Annotated in this window: 18 protein-coding genes and 1 riboswitch; of the genes, 5 read left to right on the forward strand and 13 right to left on the reverse strand. The window is 52.7% G+C overall.

What is annotated here, in order from left to right:
- Nucleotide 1: 1 nt before the first annotated feature.
- Entirely contained in the window at nt 2–904 is a 903-nt protein-coding gene (locus MYB54_RS06175; protein WP_014916184.1) for a LysR family transcriptional regulator, read from the reverse strand.
- Between the two features lie 227 nt (nt 905–1,131).
- On the opposite strand from MYB54_RS06175, the gene MYB54_RS06180 reads away from it, so the two are divergent.
- Complete coding sequence (locus MYB54_RS06180; RefSeq protein ID WP_039284564.1) at nt 1,132–1,899, forward strand: sulfite exporter TauE/SafE family protein; 768 nt, start codon at nt 1,132–1,134, stop codon at nt 1,897–1,899.
- Nucleotides 1,900–2,112: 213 nt separating this feature from the next.
- Nucleotides 2,113–2,931, forward strand: a complete 819-nt coding sequence (locus tag MYB54_RS06185) for a hypothetical protein (RefSeq protein ID WP_039509502.1) — start codon at nt 2,113–2,115, stop codon at nt 2,929–2,931.
- A 182-nt stretch (nt 2,932–3,113) separates the two neighbouring features.
- Here the strand turns inward: MYB54_RS06185 and MYB54_RS06190 are convergent, their stop codons facing one another.
- The 4 genes from MYB54_RS06190 to MYB54_RS06205 form a co-directional block, all read right to left on the reverse strand.
- Entirely contained in the window at nt 3,114–4,037 is a 924-nt protein-coding gene (locus tag MYB54_RS06190; RefSeq protein WP_206554934.1) for a GGDEF domain-containing protein, read from the reverse strand.
- A gap of 143 nt (nt 4,038–4,180) precedes the next feature.
- Nucleotides 4,181–5,200 carry an NADPH-dependent aldehyde reductase Ahr gene (gene ahr, locus MYB54_RS06195; protein ID WP_039526430.1) on the reverse strand — a complete coding sequence of 340 codons (1,020 nt, stop codon included), beginning with the start codon at nt 5,198–5,200 and terminating at the stop codon, nt 4,181–4,183.
- Nucleotides 5,201–5,519: 319 nt separating this feature from the next.
- On the reverse strand, nt 5,520–6,527 hold the full coding sequence (locus MYB54_RS06200; protein ID WP_248721674.1) for a DUF4062 domain-containing protein: 1,008 nt from the start codon (nt 6,525–6,527) through the stop codon (nt 5,520–5,522).
- 46 nt (nt 6,528–6,573) lie between these two features.
- On the reverse strand, nt 6,574–6,840 hold the full coding sequence (locus tag MYB54_RS06205) for a hypothetical protein (RefSeq protein ID WP_248721675.1): 267 nt from the start codon (nt 6,838–6,840) through the stop codon (nt 6,574–6,576).
- Between the two features lie 595 nt (nt 6,841–7,435).
- Nucleotides 7,436–7,532, forward strand: a riboswitch (TPP riboswitch).
- Nucleotides 7,533–7,569: 37 nt separating this feature from the next.
- Between MYB54_RS06205 and thiM the strand changes: the two genes are divergently transcribed.
- The 3 genes from thiM to psiE all read left to right on the forward strand — a co-directional run bounded on the left by thiM (nt 7,570) and on the right by psiE (nt 9,794).
- Nucleotides 7,570–8,364, forward strand: coding sequence for a hydroxyethylthiazole kinase (gene thiM, locus MYB54_RS06210; protein ID WP_248721676.1), 795 nt, complete (start codon nt 7,570–7,572; stop codon nt 8,362–8,364).
- Nucleotides 8,361–9,164, forward strand: a complete 804-nt coding sequence (gene thiD / locus MYB54_RS06215; protein WP_248721677.1) for a bifunctional hydroxymethylpyrimidine kinase/phosphomethylpyrimidine kinase — start codon at nt 8,361–8,363, stop codon at nt 9,162–9,164. Before thiM ends, thiD begins: the two co-directional genes overlap by 4 nt.
- A 222-nt stretch (nt 9,165–9,386) precedes the next feature.
- A complete protein-coding gene (gene psiE / locus MYB54_RS06220; protein ID WP_010279946.1) occupies nt 9,387–9,794 on the forward strand; it encodes a phosphate-starvation-inducible protein PsiE in 408 nt (135 codons plus the stop codon).
- Nucleotides 9,795–9,822: 28 nt separating this feature from the next.
- On the opposite strand, the gene yegS is transcribed toward psiE, so the two are convergent.
- The 8 genes from yegS to MYB54_RS06260 all read right to left on the reverse strand — a co-directional run bounded on the left by yegS (nt 9,823) and on the right by MYB54_RS06260 (nt 18,686).
- Nucleotides 9,823–10,722 carry a lipid kinase YegS gene (gene yegS / locus MYB54_RS06225; protein WP_039520519.1) on the reverse strand — a complete coding sequence of 300 codons (900 nt, stop codon included), beginning with the start codon at nt 10,720–10,722 and terminating at the stop codon, nt 9,823–9,825.
- Nucleotides 10,723–11,173: 451 nt separating this feature from the next.
- Nucleotides 11,174–12,535 (reverse strand): prephenate-dependent tRNA uridine(34) hydroxylase TrhP, encoded by a 1,362-nt coding sequence (gene trhP / locus MYB54_RS06230; RefSeq protein ID WP_248721678.1) that lies wholly within the window; start codon nt 12,533–12,535, stop codon nt 11,174–11,176.
- 212 nt (nt 12,536–12,747) lie between these two features.
- A complete protein-coding gene (locus tag MYB54_RS06235) occupies nt 12,748–13,707 on the reverse strand; it encodes a glutathione S-transferase family protein (protein WP_248721679.1) in 960 nt (319 codons plus the stop codon).
- Between the two features lie 168 nt (nt 13,708–13,875).
- Entirely contained in the window at nt 13,876–14,427 is a 552-nt protein-coding gene (locus MYB54_RS06240; protein ID WP_039316437.1) for a GNAT family N-acetyltransferase, read from the reverse strand.
- Between the two features lie 54 nt (nt 14,428–14,481).
- Complete coding sequence (locus MYB54_RS06245; protein WP_248721680.1) at nt 14,482–15,135, reverse strand: Vat family streptogramin A O-acetyltransferase; 654 nt, start codon at nt 15,133–15,135, stop codon at nt 14,482–14,484.
- 21 nt (nt 15,136–15,156) lie between these two features.
- Complete coding sequence (gene baeR, locus MYB54_RS06250) at nt 15,157–15,885, reverse strand: envelope stress response regulator BaeR (protein ID WP_014916169.1); 729 nt, start codon at nt 15,883–15,885, stop codon at nt 15,157–15,159.
- Between the two features lie 25 nt (nt 15,886–15,910).
- On the reverse strand, nt 15,911–17,278 hold the full coding sequence (gene baeS / locus MYB54_RS06255; protein WP_248721681.1) for an envelope stress sensor histidine kinase BaeS: 1,368 nt from the start codon (nt 17,276–17,278) through the stop codon (nt 15,911–15,913).
- Between the two features lie 7 nt (nt 17,279–17,285).
- Nucleotides 17,286–18,686 (reverse strand): MFS transporter, encoded by a 1,401-nt coding sequence (locus MYB54_RS06260; protein WP_119870714.1) that lies wholly within the window; start codon nt 18,684–18,686, stop codon nt 17,286–17,288.
- Between the last annotated feature and the right edge of the window lie 340 nt (nt 18,687–19,026).

Raw genomic sequence — 19,026 nt, forward strand, 5'->3', positions numbered from 1 at the left:
TTTACGCACCGCATTGTCGCAGGTGTGTCAGCAGATTGGCGACTTCGGGTTGTAATGTCGCGCCGGATTTCACGCCTAGCCAGAGCTGACGTGAAGCCCATTCGTCGGTGAGATTGATGGCGCGTAATCCGGTGCCGAGCACGCCTGGGCGAATCGCGCCCTCTGGCAAGACGCTGATCCCTAGCCCGGCTTCGATCATGCGACAAATGCCGTCAAAGCTGCTGACCTGCACCCGCAGGCGCAGCACTCTCCCCAGTTCATCCGAGGCATCTTTCAGCTGTTTCAGCAACGAACTGCCGTTATTGAGGCCGACATAGTCGTAACCCAGTGTCTCGTTAAAGCTGACTTCTGGCCGCGCGGAAAGCGGGTGCTGGGGCGGAACGAGTACGACAAGCTTATCCTGACGATAAGGAATCTTCTCTACTCCCTGTGAGCCGACATTGTCAGCGAAGATGCCGATATCGGCTTCACCCATCGCCAGCGCCGTTACTACGGTCTTACTGAGCTTTTCCTCCAGGTTAATACGAATGAGCGGTCGGGCCAGAAGGAATGACGCCAAATCCTGTGGAAGAAACTGAATAATCGCCGAGGTATTTGCCCACATGTGTACGTGGCCGCGCACGCCAACGGCGTAGTCGTTCATTTCACTCGCCATGCGTTCCACGTTGCTTAACACGTTGCGCGCGTGATTCACCAATTCCTTGCCTGCCGGGGTTAGCGTCAGGCCGCGCGGCATTCGGATAAATAACGCGCAGTCCACGGTACGCTCCAGTTCGGCGATACGTTTGCTCAGGGCAGAAAGCGTGATGTGGAACTTTTCTGCGGCCTTGGTCAGGCTGCCGGTCTGGGCAACTTGTAAAAAGATGCGGAGCGACTGGAGGTCAAAGTGCGTCGGGTTAATCATGGTTTATCGAGCTTCCTCGGTGGTCTGAAAAACACGTCAGTGACCAGTGTGTTGATGCAGAGCAGCGTGTTGTCACTTTTCTTATGGCACGCTTACTCTATCACAGCAGGCGGTTTTCCTATCAGGAAAGGGTCATTGAGTATTCAGGGATTATCAAAAGGCCGCGTTGCTCCTAGGATGGTGTTGTCCTCTCTCTATTTTTGCCCGATGGGTTATCTGGTTGCGTTATGTTTAGCTTAATGATGTTCAGCGATATTTTGTTGTGTTTGCTTTTGGGCGTCGGACTGGGGTTTTGCGGAGGAATGCTAGGGATTGGCGGTGGGCTTATCGCGATTCCGATTCTGGGCGTGCTCTTCGGGATGGATCAGCATATGGCGCAGGGAACCGCGCTGGTGATGATTACACCTAACGTACTGATTGGTTTTCTACGCTATCGCCAGCGCAACCGCATCGATACGCGGGTGGCGTTGACCATGTGTGCGTTTGCTACGGGGTCTGCCTACCTTGCCGCTCACATCGCTTCATCAATTGATGTTCACAACCTTCAGCGTGCCTTTGCCACTTTCCTGCTGGTGCTGGCGGCGTACTACATGTGGCAGTGGTATAACAAAAAACGCAGTCAAACGTCGGAGATTGTACTGTCGACCAAATACCTGCCGCTGCTCGGCGTGGCGAGCGGGTTTATGTCGGGCATTTTTACCGTCGGTGGCGGGCTGGTCGTCGTGCCCGTTCTGGTTACGTTTTTCGCCTTTGCGCAAACGCAGGCGCAGGGCATGGCGCTGATACTCGTGGTGCCGGGCGCTTTGGCGGCGCTGTTATCTTATTCGCAAGCGGGTAACGTTGACTGGAGTATCGGTTTACCACTGGCGTTGGGAGGAATTGTCAGCGTGTCCTGGGGGGTTGCGGTTGCCCATAAATTACCGGTTGCCTACCTGCGGGCCGCGTTTTGCCTGATGCTGATCGGCGTGGGAGTGACTATGCTGGTGCTGAAATAATGCGGTGAACACGCAGGTTCACTGTTAACACATACTTATTTCTTTAAATAGACAGGTATTCAGCTTAAAGTTTTCAGCGCTTTCTCCGTTGATAAGTAGGAAGTGATGCGGTTAGCGTGAATGATTTATCAGCGTCCTGACCGCAGCTGGAACGGCCCGAATGAATCAGGGTCGGCGTCCTCTCTGAAGCCCAATCTGAATAAGGCGTGATGTATGAGTCTCGTGAGCTATCTAGGAAAGCAAACTCTCGGTGTACTGGCGGGTTATAAGCAGGATGGCGTGGTCATCCATATTTGTGGCGTCTATCCCAATGCGGATAACAGTCTGCGCGTTTTTTTCCCACACGGTCATGAGTTTACCGTTGGCGATTTGGCAACGATTCACCTTGATAACCGCTCCGGGGTTGATGAATTTGATGCCAATATTCAGGTCTATCGTACCTCTTACAAAGGACGCGTGATAGCAAGCGAAGGCGATTGGGTCGTGCTGGAACCGCGAGAGTGCCAGCTTTTGCACGGTTTCACGCCTGTGTTGGACATCCGTGAACCGGGCTATCAGTTTCCGCAAGACAACCGTCCGTCAAAGCCAGTGCCTTTGACGCCGATGGTCGATTTTCCACCGACGGAAAAGCAGGATTTCTCCAATAAGGTTGGCGTACTCATTACCATGGCCGCCGAGCAGCCGCATACTACGGTGCTGGCGTTCCTGTCGTCCGTGGATAACGATATCTTCCTGATTACGTTCCCGGAGACCTTTAAATCTCAGTTGCTCAAACGTAATCCGCACTGCTTTTTTGCGATGGATGAGCGCAGTCATTATACCTTCGAGCGGGCGATTGAATGGAACTACACCATTATTGAAGGGGAAGCGTTTATTATCGCGCGTGATAATCCGCTATATGAAAAAGTGCGCCATGAATTCGTCACTAAAAACCCGTGGGAAATTGCCTTCTTCACGCGTCCTGACGTCGAAGTTTACCATATTAAAAGTAAACAGCTCGTGTGTCCCGGGAATACCCAAGCGCTTAGTTAAGCTATAAAGAAATAAACGGGATAACGCTATCCCGTTTATATACAAAGTATCGCTTACAGCGACAGAACAATTACCATACGGCCTGTTATTTTTTCGTTTTTTATTTCAGCGAAAATAGCGTTGATGTTTTTTAGCGGACGGCGCGTCCGTGCGGCCGTGTTATTGGTATGGCGGGAGATGATCTACTGCGTTTTTTCCCTCGGCTCCAGAGCCCATTCCACTTTGCCTTTACCGGTATTTTTAGCCTGGTAAAGCGCGATGTCCACGCGTTTCATAAAGTGCTCGGTGGGCTCCTGCGGCTGTTTTTTACCTGCGCCAATACTGACAGAAAGGTGGTGCATATTCTTGATAATGATTTTGTTCGCATTTTTTAGTACTTCTCTTGCCAACTTCTCTGCCCGAGCCTGTGTTCCGGCATACAGAATAATCGCGAACTCTTCGCCCCCGATTCGGGTCGCCACCACCTCACTGTTATCAAAGCGGGAAAGGATATGGCCGAATTTACTTAATACTTCGTCGCCTTTTATGTGTCCATATTTATCGTTGATGACTTTGAAATTATCGATGTCGATAATAAATAAATAGGGTGATTTCGCTTCGAGTTTTTTTAATTCATTAATAAAAAATCGGCGATTAGGGAGTTGTGTAAGTTCATCGCTGAATGACTGTATTTTGGCTTCGACGTACTTATCATTGATTTTATATATCAGGTTGTAGACACCAAACCCGACGCCAAACATACCAATAATTCTCAGCAGATCCTCAACATAATATCCAACCAGCTTGGGCTGATAGATAAATTCATCCATCAAGTCAAACGTGGCTGAGCATATCCAGACGTGTAGCCCGAGGCGAATGGATAAGGCTGAGGTATGGTTAAGTGAGATTTTACTGGTGCAGGACAAGATGAACAAAAGAAAAACCAGTGCAATCGAGTCGGTATAAGAACCCGGATTATTATGCAGTTGCTCCTGAAAGTCGCGGTGTTTGAAGAATACGAGGTTGAATATAATGACCAACGTAGACAACAACAGGGCGAGCCTGACAGACGAGGAGGCTTTTTTATTTCTATCAATAAAGTCGTGGTCATACTCTTTAAAAGGCATTGCGGATCTCCTCTTGCATCACCTTTCAATCCTACCATGAAACTCATTTAATACATTCAGCATCGTGGTATCGAGCGGTGTAACCCAGAGAATGACGTGATGTGCAAAAAGTAGACGCCCGATCGCTCAGGCGTCTTTACCGATTAAAAATCAGCTTTCAGTACAACACGGTAGCGAGCTTTGCCGTCACGTACGTGCTGGATGGCATCGTTGATTTTCGACATTGGGAACAGTTCCGTCTGTGGCTTCACGTTGGCGCGCGCGGCGAGCTTCATCAGAGAACGCAGCTCATGCGGTGAACCGGTAGAAGAGCCGGAAACGCTGCGGTCACCCGCAATAAGCGTGAAGGCTGGAACGCTGAACGGCTTCATTACCGCGCCGACGGTATGGAATTTCCCGTTATAGGCGAGCGCGTTGAAGTAGGGCTGCCATTCCAGATCGACGCTCACGGTGTTGATAATGAGATCGAACTGGCCTGCCAGTGCGGTCAGCGCCTGCGGATCGCGGCTGTTGACGACTTTATCGGCACCCATCGCCCGCACTTCCTGCTCTTTAGCCGGGTTTGAGCTGAACGCTGTGACTTCACAGCCCATCGCGTGCAGAAGTTTAATCGCGATGTGTCCCAGGCCGCCGATACCGATCACGCCGACGCGGCTGGTTGCAGTGATATGGTGCATTAACAGCGGTTTGAACACGGTGATGCCGCCGCACAGCAACGGGCCTGCAGATTCGATATCAATGGAATCGGGAAGCGGGATAGCCCACTGCCAGTTCGCGCGAATCTTATTGGCAAAACCGCCTTTATTCAGAATTGTCGGCACGCTGCCTTGCTGGCAGTTGGTTTGGCTACCGCTGATACAGGCATCGCAGTGCCCACAGCTGCGTGCCGTCCAGCCAATACCGACGCGCTGACCCACCTTCAATCCTTTGCTTTTCGCCGCGTCACCCAGTGCGTGCACGCGACCAATCACTTCATGCCCGGCAACCAGCGGATAGCTCGACATGCCCCATTCGTTATCGATCATCGAGAGATCGGAGTGGCATACGCCGCAGTAATCAACCGTGACTTCTACGTCTTCCGCCTGCAGTTCACCCGCATCAAACTCATACAACTCCAGCGCTGCGCCTGCTTCCGGTGCGGCATAACTCTTTATCATCGTCATCACAATCTCCTCAGTATGGGTTTGATTAACCAGTCTAAAGGGTTATGGCGTTTTTCTCTATGTCACAACGTGCCTGTGGTTTTTCATTTTGTGTCATGTGGGGTAGCAGCCTGACGGTTGGCTGAAGTGGATCAGGGATCACTATCCGCTATCTGCATACGTTTCCGTTATCCACGATTTGCTATGTAATTGATGGCCTGGGGTGGAAATAAATGGTGTTTACTTACCTGAGGGGGAAAATATTGTAAATATCCATTTTAGGTACAAGATTTCCCCCAGATCTTTGAGACGAAATGAAGATAGTTTATTCTGTTGTAATTTAACTTTGCTTTTTTATCGTTCTGGTTTTGAGCATCTCAATTTGTCCGGGTTCTGTTAATGACCAGAATGTATTCATACTACCATCAGTCGTAGCTAAAGATTCGATTTTAATTAAACCGTATGCACGCAATTGCACACCTATAGTCTTAAGATCCTGCGAGGAGACTTTAGCGGATGTCCCTCCTTTGTCAGCAACTCTTTTCGCTGTTTCGGCAATAACGGACGAGACATTTGATTCAGAATAATACCGAGTGAGGTATGGTGATATTGTATGAAATATGTCCTTCCATTTCATGCCTACAGACCAAATTTTAATCCCGCCAGTTGTGTATGGCCCTCTAGGAAAAGTAGATTGGCAATCAAAATCGAAAACATCATCGAAATCCGCTAGATTTAAGTCAAGAGTTTGTTTGTGGGTAGAAGTTGCTTTTACTAGTTCGCTTTTTAACCGTTCGTTTTCTTTTTGTAAATCTACTATTACACGTAAATCATTTTCAGAAGACGTTAAATTAGCCCTCACCCATCCGATTGCCGGATAAGTTTTCATCGTTTTACTCATGCTCAAGGCAACCAATCCAGGCAAATCTTTTGCTGTTGCCCAAGTTTTACGAAGACGGTTAGAGGATGCCTTTTCTATGAACGCACTGAGCTTTTCTCTGAGTTCAGAATCTTTTTCAGATTTGGCTAAAGGGAGGCTTTCCGGATTCTCATGCACTAAAACAACAACACGTAAGCCCTTAGAAACAGCATAATCGAATTCTTTTTCTGTGTAGCTAAGCCCATCTTCGGCTACAGAACCGTAACGTCCACCAATAATTAGCAGGTAATAATCGCAATCATCTATGACTTTTTTTATGAATTCCCATTGCCCTTCATCAATTGCTGGGAATAACTCCATTCCTGCAGGGATGCAATCCATTTCCATTAGCGTCTGTATAACGTGTTTCCGTTCTTCTTCCAAATCCGTAAAAGTTGAACTTACGAAGACCTGATAGCGTTTATCCATTTCTTTCCCTTAAAAGATGAAGGGGCATTAAGCCCCTTCATTTAACTTAACCAGCGTGGCTATAGGAATCACGCATACCATCGCGATAACCTTCAGCAAATGCTGCCTGAGGGCTTTTATGGCGCACAGTGCCCGCTTGGCTATCAGGTAAAACATGCAAATTTACCCAGGCTTGTTCCGTTCGAGATAAACCTGATTGGTAGCCTTGATCGTAGGCGCAGCCACAACATTTATGCCGCCCCTCACCGCCTTGGTCATCTGGCAGGTTAATGAAAGTCGTATTGTATCGATGAGACTTATTACAGATTGTCATGTGTAGCTCCTTATGAGCACTAATTGGTATTTACATGACCATCCAAGCTCGGCACAATCAAACTGTAGAAATGAAAGTGAGGCTAACAAACGTTATGAGTCTGCAAACTCATGGTGGTCATGCTTCATAAGCCGGATTCACAATTTGTGAATCCGGTTTTTTTATGCCTGTCATTAATTAGTTATCTATATGTAGTGTATTAATTTCAGTAAGGCACTACATGCTGGGTATTTTAGTTGAGATTCTTTTGAGTGCAAGGCTTGATTTTGAGGTTAAATTTAGATTGCGAAAGGTTAAGAAACGCGCAACCCTTGTCTGGCAAGGCTTACGACAATGTCAATAATTCACAAAAAAATAAAAATTTGATCGAATGAAGATTTCTTTGACGAAAGGATATAACTTGCTGATTCTTCAGAGTACCTGTGGTGGTATCAGCCAGGTACTGTTTGGAAACCAGAACCTTGTTTAGTCCACTGCTTGTGGATAAGGTCAATATCCGTTGGACACTAGCAGGATTGGATGTCCATTTACAATACCTCCCACTGGCATTATCCTGATCAACGATTAATAAAAAATTAATCGCAACATTTTGATTTTAAATGACTCGGGGTGCCCTTCTTTGTGAAGGCTGAGAAATACCCGTACCACCTGATCTGGATAATGCCAGCGTAGGGAAGTCACGGTATGCCCCACCGGTTGCCGCCTTCTTCCACGCCGGTTGGGAGACTTATGAACACGCGACCCACCGACTTTTCTGCCGCTCAGGCAGCAACATCACTGACCCAATTCCGTTCTGCCGCGCCGCTGGTGCACTGTCTGACCAACGATGTGGTGCAATCTTTTACTGCTAATGTGCTGCTGGCGCTGAATGCGTCGCCTGCGATGGTGGTCGATCCTGAAGAAGCCGCGCAGTTCAGCACAGTAGCGGATGCGCTGCTGATTAACGTCGGAACACTGGAACGTACGCGTGCTGAGGCGATGCGGGCGGCGGTAAACAGCGCCCACCAAGCGAATACACCGTGGGTGCTTGACCCGGTTGCGGTAGGCGGTTTGACCTTTCGTACTGAATTCTGTCGTGAATTGCTAGCAGGGAAACCCGCGGCGATTCGCGGTAATGCGTCTGAAATCATGGCGCTGGCGGGGTTATCCGCACAGGGGCGGGGCGTGGATAGCGCCGATGATTCTCTGGCGGCGCTCCCTGCTGCACGCGAGCTGGCTCTGCAAGTGGGGACCATTGTTGCGGTGACCGGCGTGGTGGATTATGTCACGGACGGTGAGCGAGACATCGCGGTATCCGGCGGCGATAGCATGATGACGCGCGTGGTCGGTACGGGCTGTGCGCTATCGGCGGTCGTCGCGGGCTTCTGTGCTCTGGAGGGTGACCGATTATCCCATGTGGCGGCAGCGTGCTATGTCATGGCGTTAGCGGGTCAGCAGGCGGCCTCGGTAGCGCAAGGAACGGGCAGTTTTATCCCCCATTTCCTCGATAGACTCTATACCCTGCGCGCGGAGGATCTGGCATGAAGCGTATCAATGCGTTGACGATTGCGGGTACCGATCCGAGCGGCGGTGCGGGTATTCAGGCGGATTTAAAAGCGTTTTCAGCCTTGGGCGCTTACGGCACCTCGGTCATTACCGCGCTGGTGGCGCAAAATACGCGCGGCGTGCAGTCCGTCTACCGGATTGAACCGGATTTTGTCGCAGCACAGCTGGATTCCGTGCTGAGCGATGTGCGTATCGACAGCGCCAAGATTGGGATGCTGGCGCAGACCGATATTGTTGAAACCGTTGCCGAGCGCCTGTGTCGTTACGCTGTGCCTTTTGTGGTGCTGGACACCGTGATGCTGGCGAAAAGTGGCGATCCGCTACTCGCGCCGGAGGCGGTGGAGTCGATCCGTCGTGATTTACTGCCGCTGGTGTCCCTGATTACGCCCAATCTACCGGAAGCCGCCGCGCTGCTGAATACGTCACCCGCCGCTAACGAACGGGAAATGCGTGAACAGGGGAAAGCGCTGCTGGCGATGGGCTGCCAGGCTGTACTGATGAAAGGCGGCCACCTCAGCGAAGCGGAGAGCCCGGACTGGCTGTTCAGTCGACAGGCTGAACCGCAGCGCTTTAGCTCTCCGCGTGTGAATACACGCCATACACACGGCACTGGCTGCACGCTGTCCGCCGCGCTGTCGGCGCTGCGACCACGTCACGATAGCTGGGCGGAAACGGTCAAGGCAGCGAAGGACTATTTACAGCAGGCACTACAGCAGGCCGACACGCTGGAGGTTGGGCACGGTATCGGCCCCGTTCATCACTTCCACCGTTGGTGGTAAATATGATATGCCCTCAATCCTTCGCGCTGCCGCCTTCCTGCCGTTTGGCGTATGGCGTATGGCGTATGGCGGGTATAAGTAAATTGACTTGTACTTTGCGTGACACATTTGCCAGTAATTTCAAAGTAAATTAAGCGTATTCGGCGTAGACAGTGCACGGTCGTCCGGTTACTTTGCTGTGAAATCTTGGCGTTAATGTGAAATAGGGTGTGGGGATAACATATGGCAGGTTCTGCTCGCAGTGCGATGGCTGCCAAGGCGCTTCAGACGATACTCAATATCGGCCTGCTGGTGCTGGCGATCATTTTGGTGATTTTTTTAGTCAAGGAAACGTTCCATCTGGCGAAAGTGCTGTTGATCTCCAACGAGAAAGATTCCTCCTATCAGCTGATAGAAGGCATTGTGATCTATTTCCTGTATTTTGAGTTTATTGCGCTGATCGTGAAGTATTTCCAGTCCGGCTATCACTTCCCGCTGCGCTACTTTATCTACATCGGCATCACGGCCATCATTCGCCTGATTATTGTCGATCACAAAAGCCCGTCGGATACGCTGGTCTATTCCGCGGCGATCCTGCTGCTGGTGGTGACGCTGTACCTGGCAAACAGTAATCGCCTGAAGCGGGAATAGTAGAAACAGGAATAGTCGAAACGCGCCGCTATTCCAGCAGCGAGCATTGCGGTGGCAGCCGACAGTGAATCGCTGCGGGAAGCACCTCGATATGGAAGCGTTTGGCGCTGAGCGGCTCGCCGTCCAGATTAAACGTCATATCGTCCGGGGCGGTGATCTCCAGCCACGGCAGGGTAGCGGAAATCATGTTCTGGTTTTCACTGCCGGTGAACCAGGCCTGCAGCATATTCGGCAGCAGCTCGGTTGCCGACAGCACGCTTAGTTCCAGTAGCCCATCGTTGATCAGCGCCTCTGGGCAAAGCTGCTGTCCGCCGCCAGCCTGACGGCCATTCCCCACCGCGATAACCAGCGTATCGCCTGACCAGTGAAAATCTGGCCCGCGAATCTCACAGCGTTCGGCTTGCAGCATGTCCATGCGAAAGAGCGCATGTAGCACGTAAGACGCACTCCCCAACGCGGCCTTCATTTTGGCTGGTGTCTCGGTAGTAATGCGCGTGGCGAAACCGCCCGTCGCCATATTGATGAAATAGTGTTCGTCGTTCACTTTGGCGACATCAATGGCGGTAGCGCGGCCTTTGATCGCCAGCGTTAGCGCGTTGTGCATCTCCATCGGAATCTGACAGCTGGTGGCAAAATCGTTGGCGGTGCCCAGCGGCACAATTCCCAGACACGGACGCACCGCTTCCGGCTGCACCGCTAATGCGGCGGCGACTTCATTGACGGTACCGTCACCACCGGCGGCGATCACGTTATCCGCGTTGAGCTGAATCGCCTCTTCTACATAGCGTTTGGCATCGCCGTATTCCCAGGTTACGCGGACATGCAGCGTATAGCCGTCCTTGCGTCGCTCATCAATGGCTTCGCGAAGTTCTTCATTACCCGCACTTTTTCCATTCAAAATCAGCAGTGTGATTGGATTTTTTTCCATGTCTTATTTCTCTGGCTGCGATGTTGTTAATACAGAAACGTTGCAGTTAATCATAGACACTAAATTGGTAGGCAGATATCAGAAGAGTCGGTGAATATACCCGTCATACTTCAAGTTGCATGTGCGTTGGGAAAATGCGTGGGCGGAAGAAAAAGAAAAGCCAGCTCAAGGGAGATTGAGCTGGCCAAGGAGGTGGTTCCTAGTAGTATCACTACGCTTATTTTTCGTTCTATGTTTTCTCAGCGACGCAATACTAACCACAAGACCGGCTAATTGATGTGATCTGTTTCTAATATTCGTAAAAAACCCTGAGCTTTGTAACGATACCTTCGGGCAACTGACGCCGTTATTCGCGGCAGGGAAAAGTGATAATAGGGGGGCATATCATAAGGAAAGAAGGGCTTACGAAGAGGATAGCCGGATGGTTGGGACATCCGGCTATATTACCGGTTTATTCCACGTTAGGATTGCGTGTGGTGGTGCCCGGCAGATTGCGCAGCAGTAGCGCATAATCCAGCGAGACATCATCCGGCACGGGCAGATAGACGATATGGCCGTTACCCGGTGCGACATCGGTCGGCTGCCCTTTGGCATTCTGCATAGTGTCGATGGTGAATTGAATATTGCCGTTCGGCGTCATCATCTCCACGCTGTCGCCGCAGGAAAATTTGTTCTTCACATTGACTTCTGCCAGCCCATCGCGGCGTACGCCGGTGAATTCACCGACAAACTGCTGACGATCGGAAATGGAATAGCCGTAGTCGTAGTTCTGGTAATCTTCATGCACGTGGCGACGCAGGAAGCCTTCGGTATAGCCACGGTGTGCCAGACCTTCCAGCGTTTCCAGCAGCGTCGAATCGAACGGTTTCCCTGCGACGGCGTCGTCAATGGCGCGACGATAAACCTGTGCGGTACGGGCGCAATAATAGAATGACTTGGTGCGGCCTTCGATTTTCAGCGAATGAACCTGCATTTGCGTCAGGCGTTCAACGTGCTGAATGGCACGCAGATCGCGGGAGTTCATGATGTAGGTGCCGTGCTCATCTTCAAATGCGCTCATGTACTCGCCGGGACGCATGTTTTCTTCCAGCATAAAGACTTTGTCGGTCGGTTCGCCGATGCCCAGTGCGGGTTCAACGTTTTTCACCGCGATAGGTTCGTGCTGATGGACGATATTCCCGACCTCGTCCTCTTTGCCTTCCTGAACCTTATATTCCCAGCGGCAGGCGTTGGTGCAGGTGCCCTGATTCGGATCGCGTTTGTTGATGTAACCGGACAGCAGGCAGCGACCGGAATACGCCATGCACAGCGCGCCGTGAACGAAGATCTCCAGTTCCATATCCGGGACGTTCTGGCGGATTTCTGCAATCTCTTCCAGCGACAGTTCGCGGGACAGAATCACACGCGTCAGCCCCATTTGCTGCCAGAATTTCACCGTCGCCCAGTTGACCGCGTTGGCCTGAACGGAAAGGTGAATATCCATCTGTGGGAAGTTTTCCCGCACCAGCATAATCAGGCCCGGATCGGACATGATCAGCGCATCTGGCCCCATTTCGATCACGGGTTGCAGGTCACGCAGGAAGGTTTTCAGTTTGGCATTGTGCGGTGCGATGTTAACGACGACGTAGAATTTCTTGCCCAGTTCATGCGCTTCGTTAATGGCTTGCGCCAGCGTCTGATGGTTGAATTCGTTATTGCGCACGCGCAGGCTGTAGCGAGGTTGACCGGCATAAATCGCGTCCGCGCCATAGGCAAAGGCGTAGCGCATATTTTTCAGCGTACCGGCCGGAGAAAGCAGTTCCGGTTTAAACATGGTATCTCTCGATTCTGATCACAAGTCAGGCTGCTCCACGGCGGGAACAGTAAAGGCGGAGGATTCTAGCGCTAATAGGGGGAAATTGCAGTAGACGACACACGAAACGTAGGCCTATTGTTTGACGTAAATCAATTGTTTGACTTAAATCAATTTTTTGACCTAAATAAAGAATGGCCTGCCATTAATAGAGCAGGCCGGATAAAGCAGGATTAACGCGTCGCGATACGGGATTTTCCGAACGTTTCGCGGTTGTGGAGCTGATATAAATCGACCTGTGGGCCAACCGGCACAATCTGCGTCGGGTTCAGCCAGGCAATACCGTAATAGCCTGCTTTGATGTGGTCGATATTGACCGTCTCCGCAACGCCCGGCCACTGGTACAGTTCGCGCAGGTAGTTCGACAGGTTCGGGTAGTCGGCAATGCGCTTCAGGTTACATTTGAACGCGCCGTGGTAGGCCACGTCAAAACGCACCAGCGTGACAAACAGACGCCAGTCGGCCTCGGTCAGCGTGTCGCCGAGCATATAACGGTGGCTGTCAAGATGCTCGTCCAGTTCGCCCAACGTGGCGAAGAGCGTGGTGACGGCATCGTTATAGTGTTCCTGCGTTTTGGCGAACCCGGTCTTATACACGCCGTTGTTGACGTTGTGGTACACGGTTTCGTTCCAGCTGTCGATCTCAGCGCGCAGTTCCGACGGGTAGAAATCGAGGTGGTTGCTGGTCAGATCGTTAAATTCGCTGTTCAGCATGCGGATGATGTCCGCCGATTCGTTGTTCACGATGCGGCCTTCCACCCGATCCCACAGCACAGGTACCGACACCTTTCCGGTATAGTCGGGCACGCTGGCGGTGTAGAGCTGGTGCAGGTAGTTAATCTCACCCACGTGCTCGCCGGCATCCTGCGGGGTAGCAAATTCCCAGCCGTTATCCGCGATGCGCGGGTTGGCAACGGAGAGCGAAATGATGTTCTCCAGCCCTTTCAGTTTGCGGAAAATCAGCGTGCGCGACGCCCACGGGCAGAGATAGGAGACAAAAAGCTGGTAACGACCGGCTTCTGGTACCAGCTCGGTTTGCCGAAATTTGGTTTCTTCACGGTGGAACGCCCCGTTTTTGATCTCTTCCGCCGCGACATCGCCGTTAACCCATTTGCCATTCACTAAGCCTGACATCGTTTTTCCCCTCATCTGTTCTGTTGCAGGTGACCCAAGTCCCGCACGCCGTGCGGGGTGATACCCGTTATTATTGTAGGCTTAAAAGAGTAACAGCCTTGGGAAAAGAGAAAATGACAAAATTTTCATTAAGTCAGACAGTATTTTTGACCAGACTGGGAAGGGGGGCTAACGTTTAGCCGCCAGCAGGCCGTATAGCGCAGAGTCGGACACCTCGCCGTCGACGATCCAACGCTGTTTCAATAGCCCTTCCTGCGTGAATCCCAGTCGTTCCAGCGCGCGGGCTGACGCCACATTGCGGGGATCGATTTCGGCTTCCAGTCGGCTAAGTCCCGCCGTTTCAAAGGCAAAATCCCGCAGCGCAGAGAGCGCTTCCGCCATATAGCCTTTGCCTTGCGCGCTCGCCGCCAGACAGTAGCCGATTTCGGCGCGTTTAGACTCAATCTCAAGGTTGAACAGCACGCAGGTGCCGATCAGTTCGCCGCTTTCTTTAACTTCCAGACCCAGCTTCATGTGTTGCCCGGCGCACAGCGCGCTCCAGTATTCGTCAATCGCGTCGTGCGCCTGCTCGATGCGCTGCCAGGGCGGATGGTTCCAAAAGCGCATCACAACCGGATCGGACATAAAGGCGAACAGCGCTGGCGCATCATCACGATAAAGCGGGCGCAGCAGCAGGCGAGGAGTCTCGATTTTGGTGGTTTCGGAAAATAGCGCAGTCATTATCGTGAAAGCCTCTTTTTCGTGTGGAATGAATTCGTATGGAATGGACGACGGTTATTCGGACAGATGGCCAGCTTGCAGTGCCGCAATATCGCCCGCTGCGATGATTTCCAGATGACGGGTGATTTTTTCTATCGGCCAGTCCCACCAGCTCAGCGTTTCCAGTGCCTCGATGACGTCCGGCGCAAAACGGGCTTTAAGGATTTTGGCCGGATTGCCGCCAACGATCGTATAAGCGGGCACATCGGTGGTGACCACGGCGCGTGACGCAATGATGGCGCCATTTCCAATGCGGATGCCGGGCATGATCAGCGCGTCATAGCCAATCCAGACATCATTGCCGATGTGCGTGTCACCTTTGTAAGGCAGATCGCCGGGCTTGGGCGTCACTTTTTCCCAGCCGTTGCCAAAAATCTGAAACGGGTAAGTCGACAAGCCGGAAAGCCGATGGTTGGCCCCGTTCATGATAAATTTTGCGCCACGTGCGATAGCGCAAAACTTACCGATGATTAATTTATCGCCGAGAAACGGATAGTGATAGAGCACATTTTGCTCGAAATTTTCCGCGCCATCGGGATCGTCATAATAGGAGTAGTCGCCAATTTCAATATTCGGGTTGGTGACAATATTCTTGATGAAACACACTTGGGGGAAACCGGCCATGGGGTAGCGGTTATCAGGGTCTGGTCCGTTCAAAATGGTCTCCATAACATCATAAGGCGCTGGGTGTTACACCTCATTACAGGGCGCGGCTTCCCAGCGATAGCCGATGCCGTATACCGTGCGGATAAATGAGGTCTCTTCGTCCAGCTGTTCCAGCTTGCGACGCAGATTTTTGATGTGACTATCGATGGTGCGGTCGGTCACGACGCGGTAATCGTCGTAAAGTTTATCCAGCAGCGCCTCGCGGGAAAACACCTTACCCGGCTCGGCGGAAAGCGTCTTGAGCAGGCGAAACTCCGCTGGCGTCAGGTCAAGGTTCTGCCCCAGATAGCTGGCCTGAAAACCGCTTTTATCAATCAACAGGGCCGTTTCGGTTTTCTCTGCGGATTTCACGCCGTCATTCTGCCAGCCGCAGCGGCGCAACAGCGTCCTGACGCGCACGACCACTTCGCGCGGGCTGAAGGGCTTACAAATATAGTCATCGGCCCCAATTTCCAGCCCCAGCAGGCGATCGATCTCTTCGCTGCGGGCGGTGACCATGATAATTGGCACGTTGGAAAATTGGCGGATGGTGCGGCAGAGCGTCAGGCCGTCGCAGCCCGGCAGCATTAAATCCAGCAAAATGAGGGAAGGGGAATGCTGCCGCACCCACTCGACGACATCATTGCCGTTGGGCAGCCAGTGCGTGGCATAGTCCGCTGCCTGAAGGTAATCCACCAGCAGTTGCCCCAATTTGGGCTCGTCTTCGACGATGAGAATCGGTGACGCCATAGCGAAATCGGGTACGGTTGTCATAGCTCTGCTTATTTAGATGTGAATCTTAATCAGGTTCGTGCAAGGGAAGCTCGATGGTAATCATCACGCCCCCTAATGGCGAATGTTCAGCATACAGCCGTCCGCTATGTGCCTCAACGATATTATTGCAGATTGCCAGCCCCAGCCCGGAGCCGCCGCTGGCGCGGTTACGCGAACTTTCCGCACGGTAAAAACGTTCGAAAATCATCGTGAGCTGCTCGTCGGTCACGCCGGGGGCGCTGTCCTGCCAGATAATCGCCCAGCGTTTATGCTGCTGAATAACCGTAATGGTCAACTGACCCTGCTCATCAGTGTAGCGCAGGCTGTTTTCCAGAAAATTGTTAAACAGCTGACTTAGCCGGTCTGGATCGCCAAAGACGCCCGCCTGCGCGGGTAAATCGGTAGTGAGCGTAATCTGCTTTTTCTGGAAGCGTTCATGAAACGCGGCGATAGCAATATGCAGAATTTGCACCACGTCTACAGACGCCTTGCGGTAGGCCAGCGCCCCACGATCGGACAGGGTGAGTTGATGCAGGTCGTCCACCAGTTTGGTGAGCGTTGTGACCTCAGACTGGAGCGAATGCAGAGAATGCGAATCGGGCTTGCGCACGCCATCCTGCAAGGCTTCCAGTTCGCCACGCAGCACCGCCAGCGGCGTGCGCAATTCGTGGGAGACATCGGCCATAAACGCGCGGCGGGACTGTTCGTTTTTTTCCAGCGTGTTGGCAAGCTGATTGAAATCCTGTCCCAGTCTGCCCAGTTCATCGTGCGAGCTGGCGGTTACACGGGTGCTGAAATCGCCCGAGGCCAAACTGTGCATACCGTTAACCAGCCGCTTGACGGGTGCCAGAAGGCCACGCGCGGTCAGCCAGGTGGCGATGGCGGCGAGCAGCGTCGAGAGCGCGACAATCAGCCAACTGGTGCGCTGCTGCTGCCTGTCGAAGCTGATGTCGGCGTTGCGGGTCAGGCGCTCGACGGGCGAAGCCACAATCCAGCCGACCGTCTGGTTTTGTACCTGAATCGGCTGCCAGGTGCCTTCATTGGGGATCGGTGCCGGAGAGCCGAACAGCTTACGTTTGCCGGTATCCAGCACCCACAGGCGCACCCGCAGCCCCTGCATACTGTTGTCGGTGTCGTTGTTCTGGTCCAGCGAGTGCAGCATCTTGAACACCAGACGCTCATTGTTGCGCAGGAATGACCAGTCACCGTGCAGCTGATATTGCTCCGCCAGCGCATCGCGTAGCTGCATGACCCGCTGCTCGTTGCCGCGTTTAATATAGTCGATAAAGCCGCGCTCGAAGCTGGCGCGCACGCCCCAGTGCATAGTAATCAGCACCAGCATGCAGGTGGCGAAAATCGCGAGGAACAGTTTGGCGGTGATTCCGAATTTCATGACGACCTCACGATTTACGCGGCAGCGTTGACTGCTTGACGCTGTCCGCCGGGACGCGGTTAAAAATCAACACGGGCAGGGCGATGATGACGATCATGCTGAGATAGGTATAAATAAACACCATGTGCGTTTCTCCACTTCCCGCCGCCATGTGCGGCTGGGAAAACATGCCCAGCAGAATGCCTGCGATGCTGACGCCGAGGCTGGTGGACAGCTGCATAGTCATCGACAGCAGGCTATTCCCGCCGCTGGCGAGCGTATCCGGCAGATCCTTCAGGGTTAGCGTGTTCATGGTGGAGAAGCGAACGGCGTTCACCGTGCCGAGGAAGAACAGCACAATCGGGATCATCCAGATCCATTTCATCAGCGCGACCAGAGCGAACAGCGCCGTGACCAGCGCCAGCAGCAGCGTGGAGATAATCAGCACGCGGCGGTAGCCGAGTCGGTTAACGACCTGCACCACGATCCGCTTCATACCCATGCTGCCTAGCACCATTGGCACCATCATCAGCCCGGCGTGGAATGGAGAAAAGCCCATTCCCAACTGTAAAAACAGCGGCGTCATAAACGGTAACATACCGCTGCCGATGCGCGCCAATAGCCCACCGCTCAGGCCGATAGAGAAGGTCGGCGTGTCGAACAGATGCAGATTAAACAGCGCCCGCTTGTTGTGACGGGCGTGCAGCCAATAGCTTAATAGCGCGATCAGACCAACGGCGATTAATGCAAAAATGGCAAGCGGCGGAATGCCCAGGCTGCGGTTGCCGTCCAGCGCCAATGTCAGCGTGGCCATACCGACGGCAAGCCAGAGGAAGCCGCTGATGTCAAAGCGCTGCGTCCGCATGGTGTAATTGGGCATCAGGAACCAGGTGGCCAGCGCGCCGATAATGCCAACGGGCAGGTTGATGAGGAAGATCCAGTGCCAACTGGCGTATTCCACCAGAAAACCGCCGAGTGCCGGTCCCATTAGTGGGCCAATCTGGCCGGGTAGCGTCACGAAGGTCATCGCTGCCATATACTGATCGCGCGGGACGATTTTCATCACCGTCAGCCGGCCGACCGGCACCATCATCGCACCGCCGATCCCTTGAATAACGCGCGAGGCCAGCAGCTCATTCAGCGTCTCTGAACGGGCGCACAGCAGCGATCCGAGCGTAAACAGCAGAATCGCGGTGAAAAAGATGTTCTTCACACCGATACGATCTGCCAGCCATCCGCTGGCGGGCAGCATCACCGCGACGGTCAGCACATAGGAAACAATCACCGAATGCATATGCAGCGGGCTTTCATTCAGACTCGCGGCCATTGACGGCAGCGCGGTATTCACGATGGTGGTATCCAGCGTCTGCATAAAAAAGCCAAAGGCAACAATCCAGAGCTGCCAGCGGACAGAGGCGGAATTCATCATGTTTCAGATTCCCCCTGATTAAGTGATAAATGGACAGCTGGTGAATACATATGCCGACACCCGATTGTGTAACTTGTTCTTTTGGCGAGGTTTCGTGCGCTGAGTATTTTCCTTGGCGTAAATTATGCTGAGGGAAAGGCAGACTCTCGGATGATAAGCGGCATGGATGCCGCGCAAGGCGATGCCGCGTCGGGAACGCGTCAGCGGCGGTCCGCAAAGAGGATGCTTTTCCCGAAGGCACCGCACAGCGGCATAATTTCCCGCCAAAAAAGCCAGGGTTCCAAGGGCGACGGCAATTGAGCCGCCCTTGGTCGGGCGCGTTCGGGGCGCTACCAGAAAA

Origin of the sequence: Pectobacterium nicotianae (assembly GCF_023272715.1) — a bacterium.
Taxonomy (GTDB): domain Bacteria; phylum Pseudomonadota; class Gammaproteobacteria; order Enterobacterales; family Enterobacteriaceae; genus Pectobacterium; species Pectobacterium brasiliense.

Excerpts from the sequence above, each read along its gene's own strand:
- MYB54_RS06175 (WP_014916184.1), bottom strand. The coding sequence starts at position 904 with ATGATTAACCCGACGCACTTTGACCTCCAGTCGCTCCGCATCTTTTTA.
- MYB54_RS06260 (WP_119870714.1), bottom strand. The coding sequence starts at position 18,686 with ATGATGAATTCCGCCTCTGTCCGCTGGCAGCTCTGGATTGTTGCCTTT.
- MYB54_RS06205 (WP_248721675.1), bottom strand. The coding sequence starts at position 6,840 with ATGACAATCTGTAATAAGTCTCATCGATACAATACGACTTTCATTAAC.
- MYB54_RS06245 (WP_248721680.1), bottom strand. The coding sequence starts at position 15,135 with ATGGAGACCATTTTGAACGGACCAGACCCTGATAACCGCTACCCCATG.
- MYB54_RS06185 (WP_039509502.1), top strand. The coding sequence starts at position 2,113 with ATGAGTCTCGTGAGCTATCTAGGAAAGCAAACTCTCGGTGTACTGGCG.
- baeS (WP_248721681.1), bottom strand. The coding sequence starts at position 17,278 with ATGAAATTCGGAATCACCGCCAAACTGTTCCTCGCGATTTTCGCCACC.
- MYB54_RS06200 (WP_248721674.1), bottom strand. The coding sequence starts at position 6,527 with ATGGATAAACGCTATCAGGTCTTCGTAAGTTCAACTTTTACGGATTTG.
- ahr (WP_039526430.1), bottom strand. The coding sequence starts at position 5,200 with ATGACGATGATAAAGAGTTATGCCGCACCGGAAGCAGGCGCAGCGCTG.
- MYB54_RS06240 (WP_039316437.1), bottom strand. The coding sequence starts at position 14,427 with ATGACTGCGCTATTTTCCGAAACCACCAAAATCGAGACTCCTCGCCTG.
- thiM (WP_248721676.1), top strand. The coding sequence starts at position 7,570 with ATGAACACGCGACCCACCGACTTTTCTGCCGCTCAGGCAGCAACATCA.
- yegS (WP_039520519.1), bottom strand. The coding sequence starts at position 10,722 with ATGGAAAAAAATCCAATCACACTGCTGATTTTGAATGGAAAAAGTGCG.
- thiD (WP_248721677.1), top strand. The coding sequence starts at position 8,361 with ATGAAGCGTATCAATGCGTTGACGATTGCGGGTACCGATCCGAGCGGC.
- baeR (WP_014916169.1), bottom strand. The coding sequence starts at position 15,885 with ATGACAACCGTACCCGATTTCGCTATGGCGTCACCGATTCTCATCGTC.
- MYB54_RS06235 (WP_248721679.1), bottom strand. The coding sequence starts at position 13,707 with ATGTCAGGCTTAGTGAATGGCAAATGGGTTAACGGCGATGTCGCGGCG.
- trhP (WP_248721678.1), bottom strand. The coding sequence starts at position 12,535 with ATGTTTAAACCGGAACTGCTTTCTCCGGCCGGTACGCTGAAAAATATG.
- MYB54_RS06190 (WP_206554934.1), bottom strand. The coding sequence starts at position 4,037 with ATGCCTTTTAAAGAGTATGACCACGACTTTATTGATAGAAATAAAAAA.
- MYB54_RS06180 (WP_039284564.1), top strand. The coding sequence starts at position 1,132 with ATGTTTAGCTTAATGATGTTCAGCGATATTTTGTTGTGTTTGCTTTTG.
- psiE (WP_010279946.1), top strand. The coding sequence starts at position 9,387 with ATGGCAGGTTCTGCTCGCAGTGCGATGGCTGCCAAGGCGCTTCAGACG.